Annotated in this window: 21 protein-coding genes and 2 pseudogenes; 7 read left to right on the top strand and 16 right to left on the bottom strand. The window is 43.3% G+C overall.

Annotated features, from left to right (window positions below):
- Window position 1: 1 nt before the first annotated feature.
- The 4 genes from sufC to nrdD form a co-directional block, all read right to left on the bottom strand.
- Window positions 2-799, bottom strand: a complete 798-nt coding sequence (gene sufC / locus ACLJJ6_RS01155; RefSeq protein ID WP_412989641.1) for a Fe-S cluster assembly ATPase SufC — start codon at window positions 797-799, stop codon at window positions 2-4.
- Window positions 800-814: 15 nt separating this feature from the next.
- Window positions 815-1,426, bottom strand: a complete 612-nt coding sequence (locus ACLJJ6_RS01150; protein WP_412989640.1) for a VIT1/CCC1 transporter family protein — start codon at window positions 1,424-1,426, stop codon at window positions 815-817.
- A 98-nt stretch (window positions 1,427-1,524) separates the two neighbouring features.
- Window positions 1,525-2,106 (bottom strand): anaerobic ribonucleoside-triphosphate reductase activating protein, encoded by a 582-nt coding sequence (gene nrdG, locus ACLJJ6_RS01145; RefSeq protein ID WP_412989639.1) that lies wholly within the window; start codon window positions 2,104-2,106, stop codon window positions 1,525-1,527.
- Entirely contained in the window at window positions 2,051-4,258 is a 2,208-nt protein-coding gene (gene nrdD / locus ACLJJ6_RS01140; protein WP_412989638.1) for an anaerobic ribonucleoside-triphosphate reductase, read from the bottom strand. The genes nrdG and nrdD overlap by 56 nt, the downstream gene beginning before the upstream one ends.
- Window positions 4,259-4,677: 419 nt before the next feature.
- Here nrdD and ACLJJ6_RS01135 point away from each other — a divergent pair.
- A pseudogene (locus ACLJJ6_RS01135) lies at window positions 4,678-5,357 on the top strand (YoaK family protein).
- Between the two features lie 3 nt (window positions 5,358-5,360).
- Here ACLJJ6_RS01135 and ACLJJ6_RS01130 read toward each other — a convergent pair.
- The 3 genes from ACLJJ6_RS01130 to ACLJJ6_RS01120 form a co-directional block, all read right to left on the bottom strand.
- Window positions 5,361-5,762 (bottom strand): DUF1634 domain-containing protein, encoded by a 402-nt coding sequence (locus tag ACLJJ6_RS01130; protein WP_412989637.1) that lies wholly within the window; start codon window positions 5,760-5,762, stop codon window positions 5,361-5,363.
- Entirely contained in the window at window positions 5,762-6,607 is an 846-nt protein-coding gene (locus ACLJJ6_RS01125) for a sulfite exporter TauE/SafE family protein (RefSeq protein ID WP_412989636.1), read from the bottom strand. Before ACLJJ6_RS01125 ends, ACLJJ6_RS01130 begins: the two co-directional genes overlap by 1 nt.
- A 228-nt stretch (window positions 6,608-6,835) precedes the next feature.
- Complete coding sequence (locus tag ACLJJ6_RS01120) at window positions 6,836-7,159, bottom strand: helix-turn-helix domain-containing protein (protein ID WP_412989635.1); 324 nt, start codon at window positions 7,157-7,159, stop codon at window positions 6,836-6,838.
- Between the two features lie 125 nt (window positions 7,160-7,284).
- Between ACLJJ6_RS01120 and ACLJJ6_RS01115 the strand changes: the two genes are divergently transcribed.
- Window positions 7,285-7,548 carry a hypothetical protein gene (locus ACLJJ6_RS01115; protein WP_412989634.1) on the top strand — a complete coding sequence of 88 codons (264 nt, stop codon included), beginning with the start codon at window positions 7,285-7,287 and terminating at the stop codon, window positions 7,546-7,548.
- On the opposite strand, the gene ACLJJ6_RS01110 is transcribed toward ACLJJ6_RS01115, so the two are convergent.
- The 3 genes from ACLJJ6_RS01110 to ACLJJ6_RS01100 all read right to left on the bottom strand — a co-directional run bounded on the left by ACLJJ6_RS01110 (window position 7,545) and on the right by ACLJJ6_RS01100 (window position 10,569).
- Entirely contained in the window at window positions 7,545-8,585 is a 1,041-nt protein-coding gene (locus ACLJJ6_RS01110) for an oxidoreductase (RefSeq protein ID WP_412989633.1), read from the bottom strand. The two genes, ACLJJ6_RS01115 and ACLJJ6_RS01110, sit on opposite strands and share 4 nt — an antisense overlap.
- A 194-nt stretch (window positions 8,586-8,779) precedes the next feature.
- A complete protein-coding gene (locus ACLJJ6_RS01105; protein WP_412989632.1) occupies window positions 8,780-8,980 on the bottom strand; it encodes a PLDc N-terminal domain-containing protein in 201 nt (66 codons plus the stop codon).
- Between the two features lie 80 nt (window positions 8,981-9,060).
- Window positions 9,061-10,569 carry a gluconokinase gene (locus ACLJJ6_RS01100; RefSeq protein ID WP_412989631.1) on the bottom strand — a complete coding sequence of 503 codons (1,509 nt, stop codon included), beginning with the start codon at window positions 10,567-10,569 and terminating at the stop codon, window positions 9,061-9,063.
- Window positions 10,570-10,729: 160 nt separating this feature from the next.
- Here ACLJJ6_RS01100 and ACLJJ6_RS01095 point away from each other — a divergent pair, with 160 nt between their 5' ends.
- Both ACLJJ6_RS01095 and ACLJJ6_RS01090 read left to right on the top strand, forming a co-directional pair.
- On the top strand, window positions 10,730-11,374 hold the full coding sequence (locus tag ACLJJ6_RS01095; RefSeq protein ID WP_412989630.1) for an NAD(P)-dependent oxidoreductase: 645 nt from the start codon (window positions 10,730-10,732) through the stop codon (window positions 11,372-11,374).
- A 42-nt stretch (window positions 11,375-11,416) separates the two neighbouring features.
- Window positions 11,417-11,881 (top strand): annotated as a pseudogene (locus tag ACLJJ6_RS01090) (nucleoside 2-deoxyribosyltransferase); the annotation flags it as partial.
- An 87-nt stretch (window positions 11,882-11,968) separates the two neighbouring features.
- Here ACLJJ6_RS01090 and ACLJJ6_RS01085 read toward each other — a convergent pair.
- Window positions 11,969-12,715, bottom strand: a complete 747-nt coding sequence (locus ACLJJ6_RS01085) for an alpha/beta hydrolase (protein WP_412989629.1) — start codon at window positions 12,713-12,715, stop codon at window positions 11,969-11,971.
- An 88-nt stretch (window positions 12,716-12,803) separates the two neighbouring features.
- A complete protein-coding gene (locus tag ACLJJ6_RS01080; RefSeq protein WP_412989628.1) occupies window positions 12,804-14,432 on the bottom strand; it encodes an ABC-F family ATP-binding cassette domain-containing protein in 1,629 nt (542 codons plus the stop codon).
- A gap of 214 nt (window positions 14,433-14,646) precedes the next feature.
- Between ACLJJ6_RS01080 and ACLJJ6_RS01075 the strand changes: the two genes are divergently transcribed.
- A complete protein-coding gene (locus ACLJJ6_RS01075) occupies window positions 14,647-15,318 on the top strand; it encodes a Crp/Fnr family transcriptional regulator (protein ID WP_412989627.1) in 672 nt (223 codons plus the stop codon).
- Here the strand turns inward: ACLJJ6_RS01075 and ACLJJ6_RS01070 are convergent.
- On the bottom strand, window positions 15,315-15,866 hold the full coding sequence (locus tag ACLJJ6_RS01070; RefSeq protein ID WP_412989626.1) for a ferritin-like domain-containing protein: 552 nt from the start codon (window positions 15,864-15,866) through the stop codon (window positions 15,315-15,317). The two genes, ACLJJ6_RS01075 and ACLJJ6_RS01070, sit on opposite strands and share 4 nt — an antisense overlap.
- A gap of 197 nt (window positions 15,867-16,063) precedes the next feature.
- On the opposite strand from ACLJJ6_RS01070, the gene ACLJJ6_RS01065 reads away from it, so the two are divergent.
- Window positions 16,064-16,939: an ROK family protein gene (locus tag ACLJJ6_RS01065; protein ID WP_412989625.1), complete on the top strand. Its 876-nt coding sequence runs from the start codon at window positions 16,064-16,066 to the stop codon at window positions 16,937-16,939.
- Between the two features lie 130 nt (window positions 16,940-17,069).
- A complete protein-coding gene (gene pepT / locus ACLJJ6_RS01060) occupies window positions 17,070-18,314 on the top strand; it encodes a peptidase T (RefSeq protein ID WP_412989624.1) in 1,245 nt (414 codons plus the stop codon).
- A gap of 511 nt (window positions 18,315-18,825) precedes the next feature.
- Here pepT and pcp read toward each other — a convergent pair.
- The 3 genes from pcp to ACLJJ6_RS01045 are packed head-to-tail and all read right to left on the bottom strand — an operon-like array spanning window position 18,826 to window position 21,087.
- Entirely contained in the window at window positions 18,826-19,473 is a 648-nt protein-coding gene (gene pcp / locus ACLJJ6_RS01055; protein ID WP_412989623.1) for a pyroglutamyl-peptidase I, read from the bottom strand.
- Window positions 19,474-19,493: 20 nt separating this feature from the next.
- The gene (locus ACLJJ6_RS01050) at window positions 19,494-20,408 is read right to left on the bottom strand and encodes a DUF979 domain-containing protein (RefSeq protein WP_412990403.1); all 915 of its coding nucleotides are present in this window, start codon (window positions 20,406-20,408) and stop codon (window positions 19,494-19,496) included.
- 1 nt (window position 20,409) lies between these two features.
- Window positions 20,410-21,087, bottom strand: coding sequence for a DUF969 domain-containing protein (locus ACLJJ6_RS01045; RefSeq protein WP_412989622.1), 678 nt, complete (start codon window positions 21,085-21,087; stop codon window positions 20,410-20,412).
- Window positions 21,088-21,141: the final 54 nt, after the last annotated feature.

Raw genomic sequence — 21,141 nt, 5'->3', positions numbered from 1 at the left:
CTTAGACCTCCGCATCGACCAGATCAACGTCAATTCCCAGCTCATCACGTAAGCCAGCATAGCCTTCGTCTTCCAAACGATCCGCTAACGCTGCGTCACCAGTCTTCACAATCCGGCCACCCATCATGACATGAACCTGATCAGGCTGAATATACTTCAAGATTCGTTTATAATGTGTGATCATCAAGGTGCCAAAATCTGGTCCCTGCATATGATTAACCCCTTTGGAGACAACCTGCAAGGCATCAATATCGAGTCCGGAATCCAATTCATCTAAAATCGCAAACGTCGGTTTAATCATGAGGAGCTGCAAGATTTCATTCCGTTTCCGCTCGCCTCCCGAGAAGCCTTCATTCAAATAACGTTCTGCCAAATCACTTTTCATATTTAAAAGGGCAAGCGCTTGATCCAACTGCGCTAAAAAAGATGAAATGGCAAGCGGCTGATCGGCAGGGCGACGCGCATTGATTGCAGCCCGTAAAAAGGCCATATTGGTAATCCCCTTGATTTCCGCGGGATACTGCATCGCTAAAAATAGGCCGGCGCGGGCACGTTGATCGACACTTTGCGTTAATAAACTTGCCCCATTCAGGATAATATCACCCTGGGTCACGTGATAGTGCGGATTACCCATAATGGTTTCCGATAATGTTGATTTTCCGGTACCGTTCGGCCCCATAATGGCATGTACTTCGCCCGTGTGGACCGTTAAATTAACGCCTGTGAGAATTTCTTTTTCTTTTTGCGTATCTTCGTCTTTGACCGCGACGTGTAAATCCTTAATTTGTAATGTTTGCATGCTCTTTCCTCCTTATTAACCGGCCACGGCAACACCCAGTAAAGTGCCAATCAGGTAGGTGACCACGGTTGTAAAAATCCCCACCGCCACATTGCGAAGCACGGCCTTGTAGATCGGTGTTTCTGCTTGGTTATAGCCGATAATCGCGTTGATTGACAGAGCCACAATCATAGCTAATGCCGTATTGGTCACCCGCCATGCACTGCTAGAAAGGCTGATTGCCAATAAGGGAATTAAAGCTCCACACAGAAAGGAGAAAAACGATGCCGTCGCGGCATGAAACGGGTTTAAGATATCAATTGCGTGAATTTTTGTTTGGTAAGCTCCAGAAATTTTATAATCCGCATCAATGGCCGCCTGGAGGCTTAAGCGATTCAACTGCACCTCTTTTTGTGCACTGACAGAAATAAATTCTCCCCCCGCCATTGAGCATGCACCAGCTAGCATTCCCGAAATGCCGCTAATAAAAAGTGTGTAGCTGCTTAAATCCGCGGCAGCTGCGCCAAGAACAATACCCGAAACCGAAATAATACCATCATTGGCACCTAAAATTCCGGCACGAATAATATTTAAGTTGTCCCAAAAATGCAGTTTTTTAGACGTCATAAATCGTTGAATTTCTAACATTTTGCCCCTCTTTTCTTAACTTTTGTGATTTTAGTGTGGAAAAAATACATGAAAATCTTTGTGACCATAATTTTCATGCATTTTGTGAATCATGCGGTTTAACGAACCAATTTGTCCCAAATCACAACTTGATGTGCTTTGAGCGATTTGGGAACATCAATAATTCTTTGATTTGCACTTCCCCGGAATTGCAAAGTTAAATCTTTTTGTTCTTCCAAAAAACGGCCATCAACTAAAATATCAAGTAAAGACAGCATTTCTAATTTGTCGTCGGAATCTTTTAATAACTCATCCCATGTGTATCCTGACCACGACCAGATGTCCTTCGTGTGGCCAAATTCGCGCCGCACGCGTTTACAAATCTTCAAACACACCTGCGTATTCAAGAACGGTTCCCCACCTAATAGCGTTAATCCCTGAACATAATCTTGGCTGAGATCCGCTATAATTTGGTCTTCCAGTTCTTGGGTATACGGCTTACCATAATGAAAATTCTGCGCCGCCACGTTATAACACCCTGGGCAATGAAAGGGACAACCGCTCACATACAGGCTGCACCGAACCCCTTCGCCATCGACAAAGTTGAACGCCTTATAATCGGCAATATATTGTAGACTTAAATCTTCAGCCAACCACTCTTGGGGAGTCGGATTGTTTGGTCCGTGCGTTCTTTGCGGCATTTTGAATCATCTCCGTTGTTAAATTTTTTCTTCTTGAAGCAATCTCCACATGCCGACCGTGAACCATGGGACGCTGCTGCGGATTGCCTAAATAACCGCATGTCCGTTTGACCACATCGCAAAATTGCGGGTCATGATTCCCACATTGTGGGCACTGAAAACCACGGGCCGTGGCTTTGAATTCACCTTTAAAACCGCATTTATAGCACTTATCAATGGCAGTGTTGGTTCCCAAATACCCGACATGATCATATGCCCAGTCCCACACTGCTTCTAGTGCTTTTGGATTCTGAGTCAGATTAGGATATTCGCAATAGTGGATGAAGCCACCCGATGCGTATTTAGGGAAATCTTGTTCAAACGTTAATTTTTCAAATGGTGTCGGGTGTTTACGCACATCATAATGGAAACTGTTCGTGTAATATTCTTTATCGGTGACATTTGGTACCCGCCCAAATTTCGCAATATCATCCCGACAAAAGGTGTCCGTTAGTGATTCCGCGGGAGTCGAATACAAACTGTAATGATAGCCGCTTGCTTGCGCCCACTCATCACATTTTTGCCGCATTGCTTTAACCACCTTTTCGGCAAAGGCATGGGCCTGTTGATCATGTTCCCAATCCGCACCATAAAAGACGGTGCAAACTTCATACAGGCCAATATAGCCTAGCGAAACCGTTGCCCGCTGATTGCGAAACAGTTCATCGACATCATCATCTGCACCGAGTCGCTTGCCAAACGCACCATACATGTATAACAGGGGGGCGTTTTTCGGTTTGGCTTGTTTGGTCCGTTCAATGCGATAAGCTAAGGCTTGGTGGCACAAAGCCATCCGTTCTTCAAAAATCTCCCAAAAAAGTTTTTGGTCACCTTGGGCAGCCAGCGCTATTCGCGGCAAATTAAGGGTGACCACCCCTAAATTCATTCGCCCGGAATTGACTTCTTTGCCATCTTCATCATGCCAGCCTTGTAAAAATGATCGGCAACCCATCGGCGTTTTAAAACTCCCCGTTAACTCTTTGATCTTGTCGTACATCAACAAATCTGGATACATCCGTTTTGTGGAACACGTCACGGCCAGCTGTTTAATGTCATAGTTAGGATCACCAGGATGCAAATTCAAGCCGCGTTTTAACGTGAAAATAAGTTTCGGAAAGATCGCGGTACGATGTTCTGTCCCCAGTCCTTTAATTCGGATCTGCAAAATGGATTTTTGAATTTCCCGTTCAACCCAGCTGGTGCCTAAGCCAAAGTTAACGGTCGTAAATGGCGTTTGCCCCTGAGATGAATACAAAGTATTGATTTCATACTCTAACGCCTGCATGGCATCATAAATATCTTTGCGTGTTTTTGTTTTGGCATAGGCTTCTTGCTTATCCTGTGCCACCCATTCTTTAGCATCTGTTAAATGTTTCTGGTAATTAATTTCGGCATAGGGGGCAAGTAGCTGATCAATTCGATTTGCGGAGCATCCACCGTACTGTAAAGAAGCTACGTTGGCAATGATTTGTGCCATCTGCGCGGTTGCGGTTTGGATAGAACGCGGCGAAGCAACTTCTGCATTGCCAATCTTATAGCCGTTTTTCAGCATGCCATCAAAGTCAATCAAACAACAGTTAGTTTCCGGTGTCACGGGCGAATAATCTAAATCATGCCAATGAAGGTCACCACGTAAATGTGCCTTGGCTACCAATTCGGGAAGCATCTTTAATCCCATTGCTCGACTAGCAGCACCAGCTTCCAAGTCACGCTGCGTGTTAAAAATCGTACTGTCTTTGTTAGCATTCTCATGAACGACCTGTGCATCCCGTTTGAAAACTTTTTCAATCCGTTTTTGAACATTTGTCGCATCCGCGAACTTCTTTTGATCTGCCCAAAAATGCTTTTGATATTTTTCAGCAGCAGCGTCCTGATGATACCGTACCAGTTCAGAAACGATTACCTCATGCAATTCTCTAGTTGAGATAATTGCAGAATTTTCAAAATGTTCATAAATAGCTTCAAAAATTGCTGTTTTGATTTGGGTATCGGGGAGGACCTGATCAAGACTAAACATAACTTTATAGGGATAAAATTTAGTTTGTTCCCCATCCCGTTTTTGAACTGGAATTGTTCGTAATAGTCCTAATTTGTTTTTAATTATTGATATCATATTGTACCTCCTACCTTTTTATACGTTATCTAATATTTCTTTTTTGTAAGTGCTTTTATACCACTTGTTGTGGTTATTTCTTATTCGCATACTATATATAGTAGCACATTTTAGACTTTTTGTGTACGTCTATTTTGGTTAAAATCCAATGATATTTCTGGTAAACTTACTCCCCCAATGCTTTGGATAATTTATTTTTTTTTGCGAAAAAGTCATCAAAAAAATTGATAGCTTAAAAAGAAATTCAGTTTTAAAAATACGCTATCGCTACCTACTATTTTCATTTTATGGAAGCACAAAAAAACAGTGCCACCCATATGGATGTCACTGTTTTTTGGTTGCCCCTGCCAAGGAAGTCCATTATACCACGCTTTGTGCTACACTAACTTTGTAAGTTAAACTTAACCACGAGGCAAACCATGAGAAAATTCGAAAAAACCAATCTTTACCGATTACGCGGAATTGCCATCACGCTGACTTTTATCGGGGGCTTTATTGATACCTATACTTTTATTCAACGTGTCGGGGTTTTAGCAGCGGGTCAAACTGGCAACATTGTCTTTTTAAGTGTTGATATTGCTAATCGGAATCTTCCAGGTCTTTTTACCAAAATGCAACCATACTTGGTTTCTCTTTAGGCGTGGCCACTGTTCCATTCCTTCATAAAAGAATGCGCTCTTCTCACTATTGGCGCCTGACCACACTGTGGCCGGGCATTTTAGTCTGCCTAATCGTCGGCTACCTGCCGCAAACTGTCCCTAATGTTTTGATTGTGCCTGTCCTTGCCTACAGTATGGCTGTCCAAAACGTCGCTTTTAGTGAAATTGACGGTTTAGGCTACAACAATGTCTTTTCGACTGGAAACCTAAAAAAGGCCGTTCTTGCACTCAGCCATGCACTGCTTACGCATCAGTCGGCTCAGTCAAAAACTGCCTTAATATATTTTGAATTAGTCTTGGGATTTGCGAGTGGAGCCGTCGTTTCAGCAGCCTCACAAAAGTTTTTCCATGTTCACACGATCTGGGGAGCAACCGTGCTTTTGGTGATCATCGAACTGATTTACGCCGGGCTAATTTTTCGACGTGAACACCATCGCTAGGGCTTACTTCCCCATGTAGCCAATCCACATCCCAAACACTAAGATAATTAAAACAAAAGTTGTAATCCAAACGTACAGATGATCCTGCTCTTTAAAGAAGGCATAAATTGAAACGACAACTCGGAGTACCGGTGTTAAAATCAGGAGAAATAAGCCGAACATCATAACGGCAAACGGTTTTAACATCGCAATTCCGCTTAGAATGGCCCCCACAGTTGTTGGATAGGCATTGGCCGCATACCCAGTTGTGCCAGTGATGATGGCCATCAGGATACCAACCAAAATAACAATTGCTGAAATGATTACGCCAATGCGTAAGACCTGCCCGATAATGAGTTCAATTTCATTCATTTCTGCTATTCGTTTAGCTTCCTCTGTAGAAGCTGGCTTTTTATTCTGTGCCATTAGATGGTCACCCCAAATCCTTTAAGAAACATCTGTAACCCGATGTAAAAAAGAATCGGAATAAAGATCATTCGTAAGACGCGCGCACGCAGCCGTTTCATAATCTTGGAACCAATCGTGGCGCCAATTAAAATTCCGATTGCCAACGGCGCCGCAATTTCTGGGCGAATAGACCCATTGAAAAAGTAAACGGTAGCACTAGCCGCTGCGGTAACCCCCATCATCAAATTGCTTGTCGCACTAGACGGTTTCAGTGGCATTTTCATAATGGTATCCATCGCAATAACCTTGAAAGCACCGCTTCCGATCCCTAATAAACCGCTGGCCAAGCCGGCTCCTAGCATCATTGTAAAGCCGCCCGGCACATTTGAAACTTGATAGTCAATCTGCTCTTTAATCGCGTCATCATAATAGCTGCCGTTTAATTTTAGTTTTGTGGATAACGAATCCGGTTGAATTGCCTCGCTCGTTTCCTTGCCCGCGCGCATTTTTCGGTACATGTTCCATGCTGAAAATAAAAGTAACAATCCAAACAGCGCGTAAAGCACCGATGATGGTAACACACCAGTCAAAATGGCCCCCACAATTGCCCCGATCGTTGTCGCAATTTCCAAAAACATGGCTACCCGTAAATTAAGCATATCATCTTTTAGATAGGCCACCGTGGCACCCGAACTAGTTGCAATAACGGAAATGACACTTGCCCCAATAGCGTACTTGATATCAAGTCCCATTATTAACGTCAAAATCGGCGTGACAATCATACCACCGCCAATTCCAAATATGGCCCCGAATATCCCGGCTGCTAAGCCTACTACTGCCAGCCATAATATTGTATTTATCATGGATTTCTCCCCTCACCCTAAGTTTCACTTTCCCAATCCTTTATCCATAGTAAAAGAAATGGGCCTGACAATCAATAAACCCTGAAGAATTAGTTAAATTTCGCCATTCCTTCAAGGTTCATTGAAAATGAATAATTTAAAGTTTTTAATCCGTCCCCGTAACTGAGACTTTTTGCCTTGTGACAACTATTTGAAAAATGGATTTAAAGCCGTAAATATCCCAGCAAACTACGAGAATCGGCTAAACATCCAAAAGAGAAATCCACCAAGCGCAAAAATTAACCACCAATAGCGGGCTAAAAAATCCCACACTGTCAGCGAATGCTGATTCGTAATTTCATTAAAACCGCTATACTCTTTTCCTCGCACCAACTGATCTAAGCTAATTTCAAAAAAATTACTTAAATCAATCAAATTTTCGACATCTGGCAGTTTTTCTCCTTGTTCCCATTGATTGACGATCCCTTCACTTACACCCAAATGTTCGGCTAATTCTGCTTGTGACAACTTGCGCCGCCGACGATTTTGATAAATCTCACTCTGTAGCTCCATGGTCATCACCCTTTCGTCTTAATTATGACGGGCAGCAGAATATAAGTAAAGAAAGATGTTCAAAAATCACTTTACAAATCGAACACGTGTTCGTATAATAAATTTATTACAAGGAGGCCTTCGCAATGGAAAAATTGACTGGTCACATTACCTCAAAGTTGAAAGTTCTAAATCTAACCCCACTGATTCGATTTGAACTTACCCGCGACTCCGGGCAGAAAGTAAACTGTTTACTTCATCAACATGCTCTAAATTTTTTGGCACTTGCTGATAGAGGTACAAAAATAAGCTGTCAGGGTCATTTGAATGCCCGACAGCAATTTGTGATTACTAAATTTTTAGTCTATGCTCCAGTACAAACCGCCAAACAAGTTTGGGACCATAACTAGAACCGCACCACGCTAGGCGTTGGCTGTTGAATGCCGCTTTCCAGAATTTCAATATCTAAAAGGGTTTCTTCGTCACTTACCAGTTTGGGTTTGCCGTTCAAAATACTATCACATAAGGAATCGTAAATGCGCCCATAGTCACCTTGTAGGGACGGAATCTGCTTTGTAATCCAATCTCCATTTTGGTTATGATAGTTCACCTGTCCATATTTATCAGGGGTATCGCGGCCAAAGTTCAAGTCTCCGGGCATAATTCCTAGCTTTAGATCATTTTCCTGCTGATCAATATCATACTTTAAATAAGAACCGTTTGTGCCATGTAACACAAATCGGGGATATGGTGAGGCAACCAAGGGATTAGTTTTAACGGTCACCTTTAATTTGCCATAGTGCAAGTCCATTTGATAGTAATCATCCAAAGTGCTTTTTTCATTTTGAATGGTCCGAATATCATATGCCACTGCATTCGGCCGCCCAAACAACGCTAACATTTGATCCAGCATGTGGATACCTAGTCCGTAAAAGGTTCCGTTGATCTTATCACCCGTATGTACGGTGTCATCGGGGCGATATTTATCCATATGAGATTCAATTTCCAGTGGTTCACCTACATAGCCGCGTTTTAACACTTCCTTGAAAGTTAAGTAATCACTGTCGAACCGTCGATTTTGATATGGCATCGCAATCAAATGGCGCTGTTGGGCTAATTCTAGTAGCTGTTTGGTTTCCGTAGCCGTTTTACAAAATGGCTTTTCAACCAGCACATTTTTGCCATGTGTTAATACCTGTTTAGCAAAGTCAAAGTGGGTATCTGCCGGTGTACAAATGGTAACCAGTTGGACTTCATCGTCATTTAATACTTCGTCCAAATCAGTCGTGAAAGTGATTCCCATCCCGGCATGGTTTGCTTCCCGTTTCTCATGGCGGCGATGATTATAAATATATTTTACTTGTATGGATTTACGTTGCTTTAAATAGGGTAAGTGGTAGCGATTGGCGCTTTTTCCAAAGCCGATAATTGCCATTTTTAAAGTCATAAGTTATCCTCTCCTTTGTCTAATTAAGTTCATCATAAGCGAGGCGGAAATCGTTTTCAACCATGTTGAGACGAATTCCCCAAATTTAGTCATTCCCAAAAATCAATCTGAAGCCAAAATACGGTAATGCGCGCAAAAAAAAGACATCTAACAGACCGCTTCTGTTAAATGACTTTTAGCTTAATATTAAGTAACTAATCACGTATTTTACCAAAACCATAATAGGATAGTGCACCAAATGGTGGCAAAACAAAAACTAAAATACTCCAAATGAGTTTATTACCGCGTTTAAAATCGTGGCTCTTTAAAATATCAATCAGGGCAAATAATTGAATGAGCCCTCCTAACACAACAATCGGCCAATACTCTTTTTTGAAAGCTTTATCCTTTTTCATCACTTTCACGCTCCTTATGGGTTGAATTTCTATAAGCCCAGTATGAGCCATTTTGAAAGCGTTCGCAACAAATATTCTTATTAATTATATTTTTTCTGAAATTGCGCAATTTGGTGGTATTGCAGGGCCAAAGCATCCCCACAATGCTGCCAAATTGTCATTAATTCTTGGTATCGTACTACGGACTCCGGCTCTGGATGCCACCGCTGTGGGCTCGTCATCGGCTCTTCATGCAATTCAATAGGTTTGATTCCTAAGGCCTGAAAGCCCAACAAAGCTGCTCCCCAAGCAGAACCCATGGCGCGTTTGGCCACCTCAACTGGTTGATTGAAGCAGTCTGCTAAAATCTGCATCCCCAGATTTGTTTGGGTAAATCCCCCCGTTGCCTGAATTTTATTAAAGGGTCCCACCCGTTTTTCAACTAGCTGTTTGACCGCACCAAGGTTAAAGATAACGCCTTCCAGAACGGCCCGGACCATATCAGCTTGCGTATGCTTTCGGGTTAATCCTAACAAGGTTCCTCGTGCTTCCGGATTCCAGATTGGAGCCCGTTCACCACCAAGATAGGGCAAGAAAATGAGGCCATGCGCTCCAGGAACCGATTGAGCTGCTAAAGTCATTAACTCTGGATAAGTCATTTGGGCCGTTTCTGGAAACCACTGCTCCAGAACCCATTGCAGTACGATTCCACCGTTATTCACCGGACCGCCGACTACCCAACGCCGGCTATCCACCACGTAACAAAACAGTTTTCCAGTTGGGTCGAAGATCGGATGATCTACGACCAGACGCAGAGCACCACTGGTTCCAATACTTACCGCCAGAGTATCAGACGTTGTCGCCCCAACACCTAGATTGGCCAAGGCGCCGTCACTGCTGCCAATAATGAAAGGTACACTCTCTGACAATCCTAGCTGAGTGGCAATTGCTGGACTTAAGCCAGTAAAAAGGGTTTCCGTTGCCACCAATTGGGGTAACTGCTTAAGCGTCAGTCCTGTAAGTGCTAATGCCTGTGGCTCCCACGTTAAAGTTTGACTATCAAACATCCCAGTGGTTGAGGCAATCCCATAATCGCTCACATCTTGACCAAAAAGCCGCCAAAAAATATACCCTTTAATGCCGCTGACATGGCGGACCTGTTTAAACAAAGCTGGTTGCTTTTCGCGAAACCATATTAATTTAGCTAACGGTGTCATCGGATGATTTGGTGTGCCCGTTTTTAAATATAAGCACTGAGCCGCACCGGAGTCCTCAAGTGCTTGGCTTTGCCTTATGGCGCGGTTGTCTGCCCAGGTAATCACCCGGGTTAATGGCTGATGAGCCCCATCCAGCAGAATTAAACTATGCATAGCTGCCGAAAACGAGACCCCCGTAATTGTGATGTGGCGGCGATTAGCGACTGCACTCACCGCTGTAATCCCTTGTAAAACGGCTGTTAAAATTTGTTCCGGATCTTCTTCTGCGTAGTCCACCTGGGGTTCATAAAGCGGATAAGTCAGATTTTCCTGTGCTAAAATTTTACCGGTACGGTCAAACAGCGCCGTTTTTGTGCTCGTTGTCCCGATGTCGACGCCAATAATTGCTTGCATGTTTGTTCTCCTCACCCTAATTTTCTAAATCCGATCAAAATAGAATCACCGAATTGCTAACATTCGTTCTTCAAATGTTTTATACTTTTAATTGTAATCGAAATAAAGATTTATGGCAGAAAAAATTGCTAGGATCGATCAAGAAAGGAAGTTTGCCAACATGAAAATTGGTATTATTGGTGCGACTGGAAAAGCGGGCTCAAAAGTGGTCACAGAAGCCTTAGCACGCGGACATCAGGTTACGGCCCTTGTGCGTAATGCTGCAAAAGCCAAAGATCTTTTTGGGGATAACGTTACCATTGTGCAAAAAGATGCGTTTGCAATTACTAAAGAAGATTTGACTGGCTTAGACGCCGTAGTTAACGCATTTTCCGTTCCCATGGGTCAGCATCTCGCTTACCAACACATTGATTTAGCAGCACATCTCATTCATCTTTTACGTGGCACGGAAACACCGCGAATTTTATTTATCCTTGGTGGTGGCAGTCTCAAAACTGACTCCGGCTTGCTGGTGGATGAGCTTCGCAAAGTTCCTGGCGCAGAAGCTTGGATTGATACACCAGAATCTCAGTATCATGAATTAAACTTTTTAAAAACCGTTACTAATGTCAATTGGGTCGGTGTATCGCCTTCACAAAATTTTGTTGAGGGTCCCAAAACCAACTACGTTTTAGGACAGGATCAACTTTTATTTGATGATGAGCACCATTCCGAAGTCTCCACCGGGACTATGGCAGCAGCCATTCTTGATGAATTAGAACACCCAACAGTGCACCAAGCACGTTTTACTGTTCGCAATAACTAATCCACTAATCTAAAGGAGTATCTTCATGCAAAAAAATCTGTCTACCTCGCCGGGCCATTCTTTAGTGATGGTCAAAACAAGCGTGTTGCTGCAGTTAAACAACTCTTAGAAACAAACTCAACGGTCAACTCTGACGCTATTTTTCTTCCCGGAAAAGATGAGTATCAAGATGCCAAAGCAGGCTCTTTTGAATGGCAAATTGCCACATTTAATGCGGATATTCGTCAAATCGATCAGGCTGATGTTGTAGTGGCCATCTTAGATTATGAACTGGAAAAGGACAAACACGAATCTGATGAAGGGACCATTTGGGAGTGTGGTTATGCCTACAGTCAACACAAACCAGTTATCTTAGTCCGTTTCGACGAGCAAACTGAACGTGCAATCAATTTAATGTTAGCCGGGAGCTACACAGCCTTGTTTAATGGCAAAGAAGATGTTGCGAATTTGGCAAATTACGATTTCTACAACCTCCAAAACAAATACGTCCATTTGGATGTGATTTAGGAAAATCATAAAAGCACAGAGATAATTATTTTTTAGTTTCAATTAAAAAACGGGAAACTGACCATTAATGGCCTGTTTCCCGTTCTTTTATTCTTGCAAAAAATCACTAACGATTCGTAAAACCTGTGGTCGTGCAGCTTCTTGAAATTGGTGTGTCCCATGCGCAATGATGTGCAATTCACTATCATCATACACGGCATGGTACCGTTTGGAAGCAATTTTATCGACGACCGTATCGGCATCACCGTGGATCACACACACCGGTCCCCGATAGCGTTGGGCGACTTCATAGATTGGTAGCATCTGAGCCGTTCTAAGATAAAAGCCGCCTACAACCACGTCTTCTCTCAAATTCAGCGTTTCCGGAATTTTCTTTGGATTGTAAGTAACCCCCATCAAATTACCTTTCAAGGCATCATCTTTTAAAGTCGCGGCTGGCGCTAACAGCACTAAGCGGGTAATAACCTCCGGATAATATCCTGCTAACATGCTTGCGACAACGCCGCCTTGGGAGTGCCCCACCAAATAAATATGGCGAATATGAGGCAGTTTACGGGTATAGTCCAAAATCGCCTTGCCATCTGCAATCTCACTTGGAATCGTCATATCTTGAAAACGGCCGTCGCTTTTACCACAACCATTAAAGTCAAAACGGATCGTTGCCAAGCCTTGGGCCTGCAACGTTCGCGCAACTTCAGCAAGTAGGTCCGTCTTATCGTAACCCAGATTACCTGTAAAGCCATGCATGAGAACCGCAATATCATAAGTTTTCGCTGCCGGCGTTTCTAGTAAGCCATGTAAAGTTAATCCATCGCGTTTAATTTCAACATCCATTTTCGTCGTTCCTTCTTTAAATGAATTTTTTATCCCAATCCATCGTAACAGGAATACCGACTTTTTTCAGCTTTAAGCACTTTGCTCCCTATTCGGTGTATAAGGCCGCGACCTTTTTTTGAATATCAGCATGGTCCATAAACTCCTCATAGCTTGTCTCGGCGCGGTCGACAACGCCATTATCCGAAACTTCAATAATGTGGTCTGCAATCGTTTGAATAAATTGCCGGTCATGAGAAGCCAAAACTAAGGAGCCCTTAAAATTAATCAAGCCATCATTAAGCGAAGTAATGGATTCCAAGTCCAAATGATTAGTCGGATCATCTAAAAGTAGGACATTAGCCTTGCTTAACATCATTTTAGAAAGCATGCAGCGTACCTTTTCACCACCCGAAAGCTTGGTGACTGCTTTATTGACGTCTTCCCCCGAAAACAACATTTTGCCTAAGAAACCGCGCAAGAACGTGTTGTCGCTCTCTTCTTTAGGAGCAAATTGTCGCAGCCATTCTAAGATATCCAAGTCTTCGTTGGTAAAGTATTGGTTAATATCTTTAGGCAAGTAACTACGGCTTGTGGTTTGTCCCCACGTAACAGTTCCAAAATCTGGTTCCAATTCTCCCGCGATAATTTGGAGCAGTGTCGTTGTGGCCAGATCGTTGCGACTCAATAGGGCTGCCTTTTCTCCAGGCTTAATTGTAAAGGTCACATTATTCAAAATTTGGACGCCATCAATGGCTTTTGAAAGTTTATCCACGCGTAACAAATCGTTTCCTAGTTCTCGTTCTGGGGTAAAACTGATAAACGGATACTTACGTGTTGATGGGCGAATGTCGTCCAACGTAATTTTTTCAAGTTGTTTTTTCCGGGAAGTCGCCTGCTTCGATTTAGAGGCATTCGCACTGAAACGAGCCACAAATTCCTGTAATTCTTTGATCTTTTCTTCTTTTTTAGCGTTGGCATTTTCTTTCAATTTAGCTGCTAATTGACTGGATTCCATCCAGAAATCGTAGTTCCCAACGTACAACTGAATTTTGCCGAAATCGACATCACACATCATGGTACAAACCGCATTTAAAAAGTGCCGGTCATGAGAAACCACAATAACAGTGTTCCGAAAATCACCTAAAAAGTTTTCTAGCCACGTAATCGTTTGCGCATCAAGACCATTGGTGGGCTCATCTAAAATCAAAATATCCGGATCGCCAAACAAGGCCTGTCCTAATAAGACCTTCACCTTTTGACTCTCGGTCAATTCACTCATTTTTTGTGCCTGCATGGTTTCATCGATTCCCAATTGTTGGAGCAGTTGGGCCGCATCAGATTCTGCATTCCAGCCGTCCATCTCTGCAAATTCACCTTCAAGCTCCGCCGCTTTAATCCCGTCTTCATCGGTAAAATCAGCTTTAGCATACAAAGCGTCTTTTTCCTTCATAATTTCATAAAGCTTTTGATGCCCCATAATGACCGTGTCTAAAACTTTCTCTGTCTCAAACGCATAATGGTCCTGATTTAGGCTCGACATCCGCTCGTTTGGCGAAATCGAAACATTGCCGCTGGTTGGCTGTAATTTGCCTTCCAGAATTTTTAAAAAGGTTGATTTTCCGGCTCCATTAGCACCAATAATGCCGTAGCAATTACCAGGCGTAAACTTTAAATTAACATCTTCATAGAGCTTGCGATCTGAAAACTGCATACTCATATCGGTTACTGTTATCATTTGTTTCCCTCACTTTTCTGAATCTCCCGTCAAACCGGGAAAAGTTTCAATTCACAATTCTTAAAATGTATCATAAATATAAGGTTAAACGCAAGCCATTCAGCCGCGAAGTCTTTTTTTCAAAAGACGCGTCGTTCCTTAAGTCGCTTGCCTTTTCGTGCACGCGTTTTCATGCTATTCTGGAGATAAATAAAATGAGAGAAGCGAGAAAAACATGGAACGCTCTGAACATGATTGTATCAAATTAGTGCCGCTTTTTAGTCAGTTACCGGATCGCGATGTCGCAAAGATTAGCACGATCATGACCCACAAACATTATGCGGCCGGGGAGACCCTCTTTATGGACGGGGATACGCTCGACACCCTAATTATTGTGGCCAGCGGTCAAGTCAAGGTTTCACGTATTGCTGCTAATGGTCGCGAACAGCTGCTTTACCTTCTCCAATCTGGTGATTTTGACGGTGAAGGTGCACTATTTCAGGAAATGACCCGTTCTTCCACTGGGGTCGCTTTGATTCCGACAAACGTTTGCCAGATTAGCCGTCGCAACTTTCAAAAATTACTTTCCGAATCCCCCAGTATCAGTATGAATCTGATTAATGAGTTCGGCCAGCGAATTTCTTCATTAGAAAAACGCACCACAGAAGCCTCTACCGAATCCGTGGAAGCGCGCATTGGCAACTACTTGGTGGAAACCGGCGCCAGTTTAAATAAAGATACGTTTAAACTCCCCATCAAAAAAAAGGACCTGGCAATTTATCTCGGCACAACTCCTGAAACCGTGAGCCGCAAACTCGCTGAATTTCAGAAAAAGGGCTGGATTAACCAAGGTCCACAAAAACAAATTAAATTAATTGATAAAGATGCACTTATCTTACTAGATTAGTCGTCATCTTCGTCATCCTCTTCTTCAAGCCCATCACCGGCGTTATTGCCTAAGAGAGCTTGCAGAACACGAATCGTGTGATTATCGTCTCCGCGTAATTGTTCCATATAATGGCGCAATGCGGGGCGATTTTCTTTTTCTGCCAATTTGATGGCGCGATCAACAAATAAATTCTGGGTTACAAAATCTTGCACAGTGGTCCCAATCATTTCGGCAGCAGAAAAATATTTATTTTTCCCACCTTCACCAATCATGGCGTATTCACTGTACTCGGCCGTCGTTGAAGCCGGCTTTTCATTTTCATCCAGCAATAATTCGCCCACTTCATCAAGATGCCGCCGATTTTCTTCAATCAACTGTGCATAGATTGCTTGCACTGCCGTAGCATTCAAACCTTTCACATACCATTTCGTTTGATGTAACTTAGCGTCTAAAACCGTAAAATTCGACAGGATATGATTAACCATCGCTCCTGCGGTTGGTACATGGTGATCGATCTCAGCTTGTTTTTGTTCTGCGGCAAATAATTCTTCTGGTGTATTTGACATTTTGATGTCCCCCTATTTTTTAATCTGTCTGTATTATATGGAAGAATTTGATGCATTAACTTGATTTTGGTCAAGTTTTGCAAGTTTTCGGTCGGCTAGTTTTCAAGTCAGCTATTTCATCAGTTTCACTTATGCTATAATCATGGTAGCGATTACAGTAACCGTAATCATTTTTTTGCATAGGAGGAAATTAGGTTATGAAATTAGGTGCAATTGAGGCTGGCGGAACAAAATTTGTTTGTGCGGTCAGCGACGATAATATTAAGATTGAGGACCGTGAACAGTTCCCGACCACGACTCCAGAAGAAACGATGGCGCAGGTGTTTGCTTATTTTGAACAACATCCGGTTGACGCAATTGGAATCGGCTCGTTTGGTCCCGTTTCATTAAATGAAGACGCTGACGACTATGGTCACATTACAAACACACCCAAACTTGCATGGAAAAACTACAATTTTCTTGGGGCCATGAAAGCTCATTTTGACATTCCATTTTACTTCACCACAGATGTCAATGTGGCTGCTTATGGTGAGTATAAAGCAGGAGCTGGCCGTGGCAAAAAGAATATTCTGTATTGGACAGTCGGTACCGGTGTCGGCGCAAGCTACATTCAACATGGCAAATTCTTACAGGGCTATAGCCATCCTGAAATGGGCCATATTTTACTCAGACCAGACGAACGCGATAACGGCTTTAAAGGTGTTTGTCCTTATCATGGCAACTGTTTTGAAGGTTTAGCCGCAGGTCTCTCAATTGAAAAGCGTTTTGGTAAAAAGGGCTATGAAATTGATCCAAGTGATGAATTCTGGGAGATTGAAGCCAAATACATTGCCCAAGCCTGTGTAAATGCCACACTCATTTTGCGACCCGACATTATTATCTTTGGTGGCGGTGTTATGAAGCAAAGCCAGCTATTTCCACAGATTCAAGCTGAGTTTGTCAAACAACTGGCAGATTACGTGGACTTTCCTGAAATTACTGGTTACATTAAACACGTGGCATTAGGCGATGATGCCGGAATTACTGGTGCGTTAATGTTAGCGAAAAAAGCTTTACAAGAAATCAAAAATTAGTTTTAGCCGACAAACCGTTTGATAACCTCGTATGTTATCCAGACGGTTTGTTTTTTCTCAAAGGCTTCTTCTTTTCCAAAGGACGTTTTAAGCTAAACTAGTCATAATAATAAAAATAGGAGTGATAACTTTGGCAAAATACGAAACACTGCTGCCGCGTTTCTTAAAATATGTAAAGGTGAATACCCGTTCCAATCCGGATTCACAAACGGTGCCCACCGATCCCAAAGAAGTAGCATTTTTGAAAACCCTTGCTCAGGAGTTGACTGACCTCGGATTACACAATGTGCATACCCAACCCCAAAGCGGCTATGTTGTCGCTACGCTTCCTGCCAATGATGATGGAAATACGTCCGTTTTGGGCTACATTGCTCATATTGACACCGCTGATTTTAATGCTGAAAATATTCAGCCGCAAATTCACGAAAATTACGATGGTGAATCTGACATTCCGTTAAGTGAAGATGGCAAGTGGATGCTCAAAACAGCTGAATTTCCCGCACTCCATGGGTACAAGGGTCAAACCTTGATTACAACTGACGGAACCACACTTTTGGGCGCTGACGATAAGTCTGGTGCAGCTGAAATTATGACCGCCATGGAATATTACGTGCACCATCCTGAAGTCAAACATGGTGAAATTCGGGTAGGCTTTGCTCCTGATGAGGAAACAGGGACCGGTGCGGATCATTTTGATGCCAAAGATTTCAACACCAAATACGCCTATACAGTCGATGGTGGTCCCCTAGGAGAGCTCGAGTACGAAACTTTTAATGCTGCGCAAACCACCGTTGAAATCCAGGGTAACGAGGTGCACACAGCCACTGCTAAGGGTGTGATGGTCAACGCGCTCCAAGTCGGCATCGACTATCATAACCTGGTCCCAGCTGGTGATCGTCCAGAATTAACCGATGGTCGCCAAGGCTTCTTTCATCTGTTCAAAATGACAGGTACCCCAGATCACGCCAAATTAGTTTACATTATTCGCGATCATGACCGTCAAGTATTCGAGCAGCGCAAACAAGAATTGCAAAATATTGCAGACAAACTCAACGCTGATTTCGGCCAACCACGCGTTACCGTCGAAACACATGATCAGTACTACAATATGCGCGAAGTTCTGGAAAAAGATATGACACCTGTTAACTTAGCTAAAGCAGCCATGGAAAATCTTGCCATTAAACCTAATATCTATCCCGTTCGTGGTGGGACAGATGGCTCCAAAATTTCTTTCATGGGCATTCCTACACCCAACTTATTTGCGGGTGGTGAAAATATGCACAGTCGTTACGAATTTGTCTCCGCACAAACGATGGAAAAAGCGGTTGACTTAATTCTCGAGATCAACAAGCTGAACCGTGAACAACACGCTTAATTAATCTAAGCATTCAAAAAAACGTTAGCTGTCTAATCCTATTTTCAATGGATTAAGGCGGCTAACGTTTTTTTGAAGTACTCCACATAACGAGCTAGTTTTGCAAAAATGACTGTTATGGGGCTGCTTTGTTTGAAAACCTTTTTTCATTTAATCATTAAACTTCGGCGGTAATCCAAAGGCTGCTTTCCGCCGAGCCTGAGGACAACTCGGAAAAGCAATAAGGGACCCATAAGCATTGTTCCTGCGGGATTGCGATCCAGCCTCCATCACGCCTTTTCTGCTGCTTTCCGCCGAGCCTGAGGACAACTCCGCAAATCAGTTAAAAAGAGATAAGCATGATTCCTGCGGGATTACGATCCAGCCCCCATCACGCTTTTCTGCTGCTTTCCGCCGAGTCTGAGGACAACTCGGAAAAGCAATAAGGGACCCCTAAGCATTGTTCCTGCGGGATTGCGATCCCGCCTCCACAACGCTTATGGGTCCCTTATTACCGCTTTTCCTCGTTCACTTATGAGATATGTCCTTCCACACTCTCTATGTCCGGCTTTCCATCCTGTCTCACAATCGCCTCAATCGCCGCCGTTATTCCCTTCACGTCATCTTCCAAACTCAACGACGGCGTATTCGGCCTCTCCGTCACCTGCTCCGGTAAAAACGGAATATGCATAAACCCTGCCTTCAACTCATGAAACTCCTTATCAATCATATACTGTACCTGATACATAATATGATTGCAGACATACGTTCCTGCCGTCGTCGACACACTACTTGGTAATCCCACTTTTCTAATTGCCTTAGCCATCGCCTTTACCGGTAATTGTGTAAAGTACGCATTTTCACCATCTTCATGGATTGGCGTATTCAACGGCTGATACCCCGCATTATCCTTAATCCGTCCATCATCAAAATTAATTGCCACCCGCTCTGGCGTCAAACCAAAACGACCGCCCGCCTGACCAATACTTAACACATAATCTGGCTGTTCTTTTTCAATCGCCGCATGCGTTACTTCCGCACACTTTCCAAAAATTGTGGGAATTTCTACCTTGACAATGTCTGCATTTGCAATCGTATCAGGCAACCGTTTTACCGCCTCAATCGCGGGGTTAATTTTATCATCGCCAAAAGGATCGAAGCCTGTCACAAGAATTTTCATTAGTTTATTTCCTCCTATTACTAAAATGCTAAAACATACATTAACAAAATCTGAATAATCAACATACAAATGGCAATGGGTGCCTGCTGCTTAATAACCCCCAGCGGATCCTTCATCTCCATTAAAGCTACCGGCAAAGTGTTAAAGTTGGCTGCCATCGGGGTCATCAATGTCCCACAGTAACCGGACGTCATCCCTAATGCGGCCACGACCACCGCAGAGCCGCCCTGTGCCACAACAAATGGAATTCCAATTCCCGCTGTAATGACCGCAAACGCCGCAAAGGCATTACCCATGATGATTGTAAAAATAGCCATTGCAACACAGTAAAGCACAACTCCTAATAAATGACTGCCCGTGGGAAAAACACTGGAAATAGCGTGGGCTGTCACTTTACCGACGCCCGAGGCTGTAAATACTACGCCTAAGGTTGCCAATAACTGTGGCAACACTCCCGCAGAGCCAACCGAACGGACCATCCGTTGCGTATCATCGAAAACGGCCTTCCCGGATGATTTGGTTAAAACAACCGCCACAACAAAAGATAAAATCGCCGCTGCCCCGATTCCGACCTGTCCGCCAAGTGGTGTAAACTGGGCAACGACAATCGCGGTGATCGCCAAAATAATACTTGGCAAAAAGATCCAGCCCTTTAAACGCTGAGCCGCCTGTTCGGCAGTTTTAGCATTAATTTCTTTAATGTTGCCGACTTTGACCTGGTTTAACAAGGAAAGAAGGCCAATAATCAGTAGCAAAGCCCCGACCAACGCCGCCGGTAGCCACTGACCTAAGCCAAAAATAACCGCAAACAACGTCCAGAATAAGCCAGTGCCATACCGCGCCTTGTTCGTATGATCCCGAAATGATTCAATTGCCGCAATTAAAAAACCGACCCCAATCAACATGTAAAGAAACGTGAGGATATTATTAATCAGACTAGTCACGTTGACCACGCCCCTTTCCACTAAATTGACGATCAAAGAAACGGTTATAAACAAAAACTAGGACCAGAGTTAGCACCGCAACTGGAATAGAATATAAGACAATTCCGGTTGGGTCGACTTTATACCCCAATGATTTCATTGTACTAGCCATCAGCAGTACACCGCCAGAAGCCACAAATAAGTTTTGTGCGAAGAAGTTACCAAAATTTTCCGTAGCTGCCGAACGGGCCTTAATCCGATCCACATCTTTGGGTGTCAATTTGGCTTCGACACTAGCAGCCGCTTGTGCCATGGGGTTAATCAAAGGCCGAATAAATTGTACTTGGCCTTGCAAGGTGATCCCAAACACACACGCAAATTCCCTAATTAGTAAGTAGATATCAAAAATTCGTCCCGGCGTTAAATTTTGTAGTCGGTGAATTAAGTTGACTGCCGAAGCTTTTAAGCCGTTCCGCTCAATAATGCCAATCATCGGTAACGTCAAGAAGAATAACGACACCATCCGATTGTCCAAAAATCCTTGGCCAAGAATCGTTAAAAACTTGGTAAAATCAATTCCTGAAGCCAATGCCGTGGCCAGTGCTGAAATCAACACCACTGCGACCGTGTCTAATTTAAACGCAAATCCTAAGATGATGACCAGCACACCAATTAACCGTATGTATTCCATTCGGTAACCTCCATTTTTTGAACCGTTCTAATATACATATCATTAATTTATCAT

It is taken from the genome of Pediococcus siamensis, assembly GCF_047220215.1.
In the GTDB taxonomy this organism is placed as follows: domain Bacteria; phylum Bacillota; class Bacilli; order Lactobacillales; family Lactobacillaceae; genus Pediococcus; species Pediococcus siamensis.
This window is presented reverse-complemented; position numbering and strand designations above follow the sequence as displayed.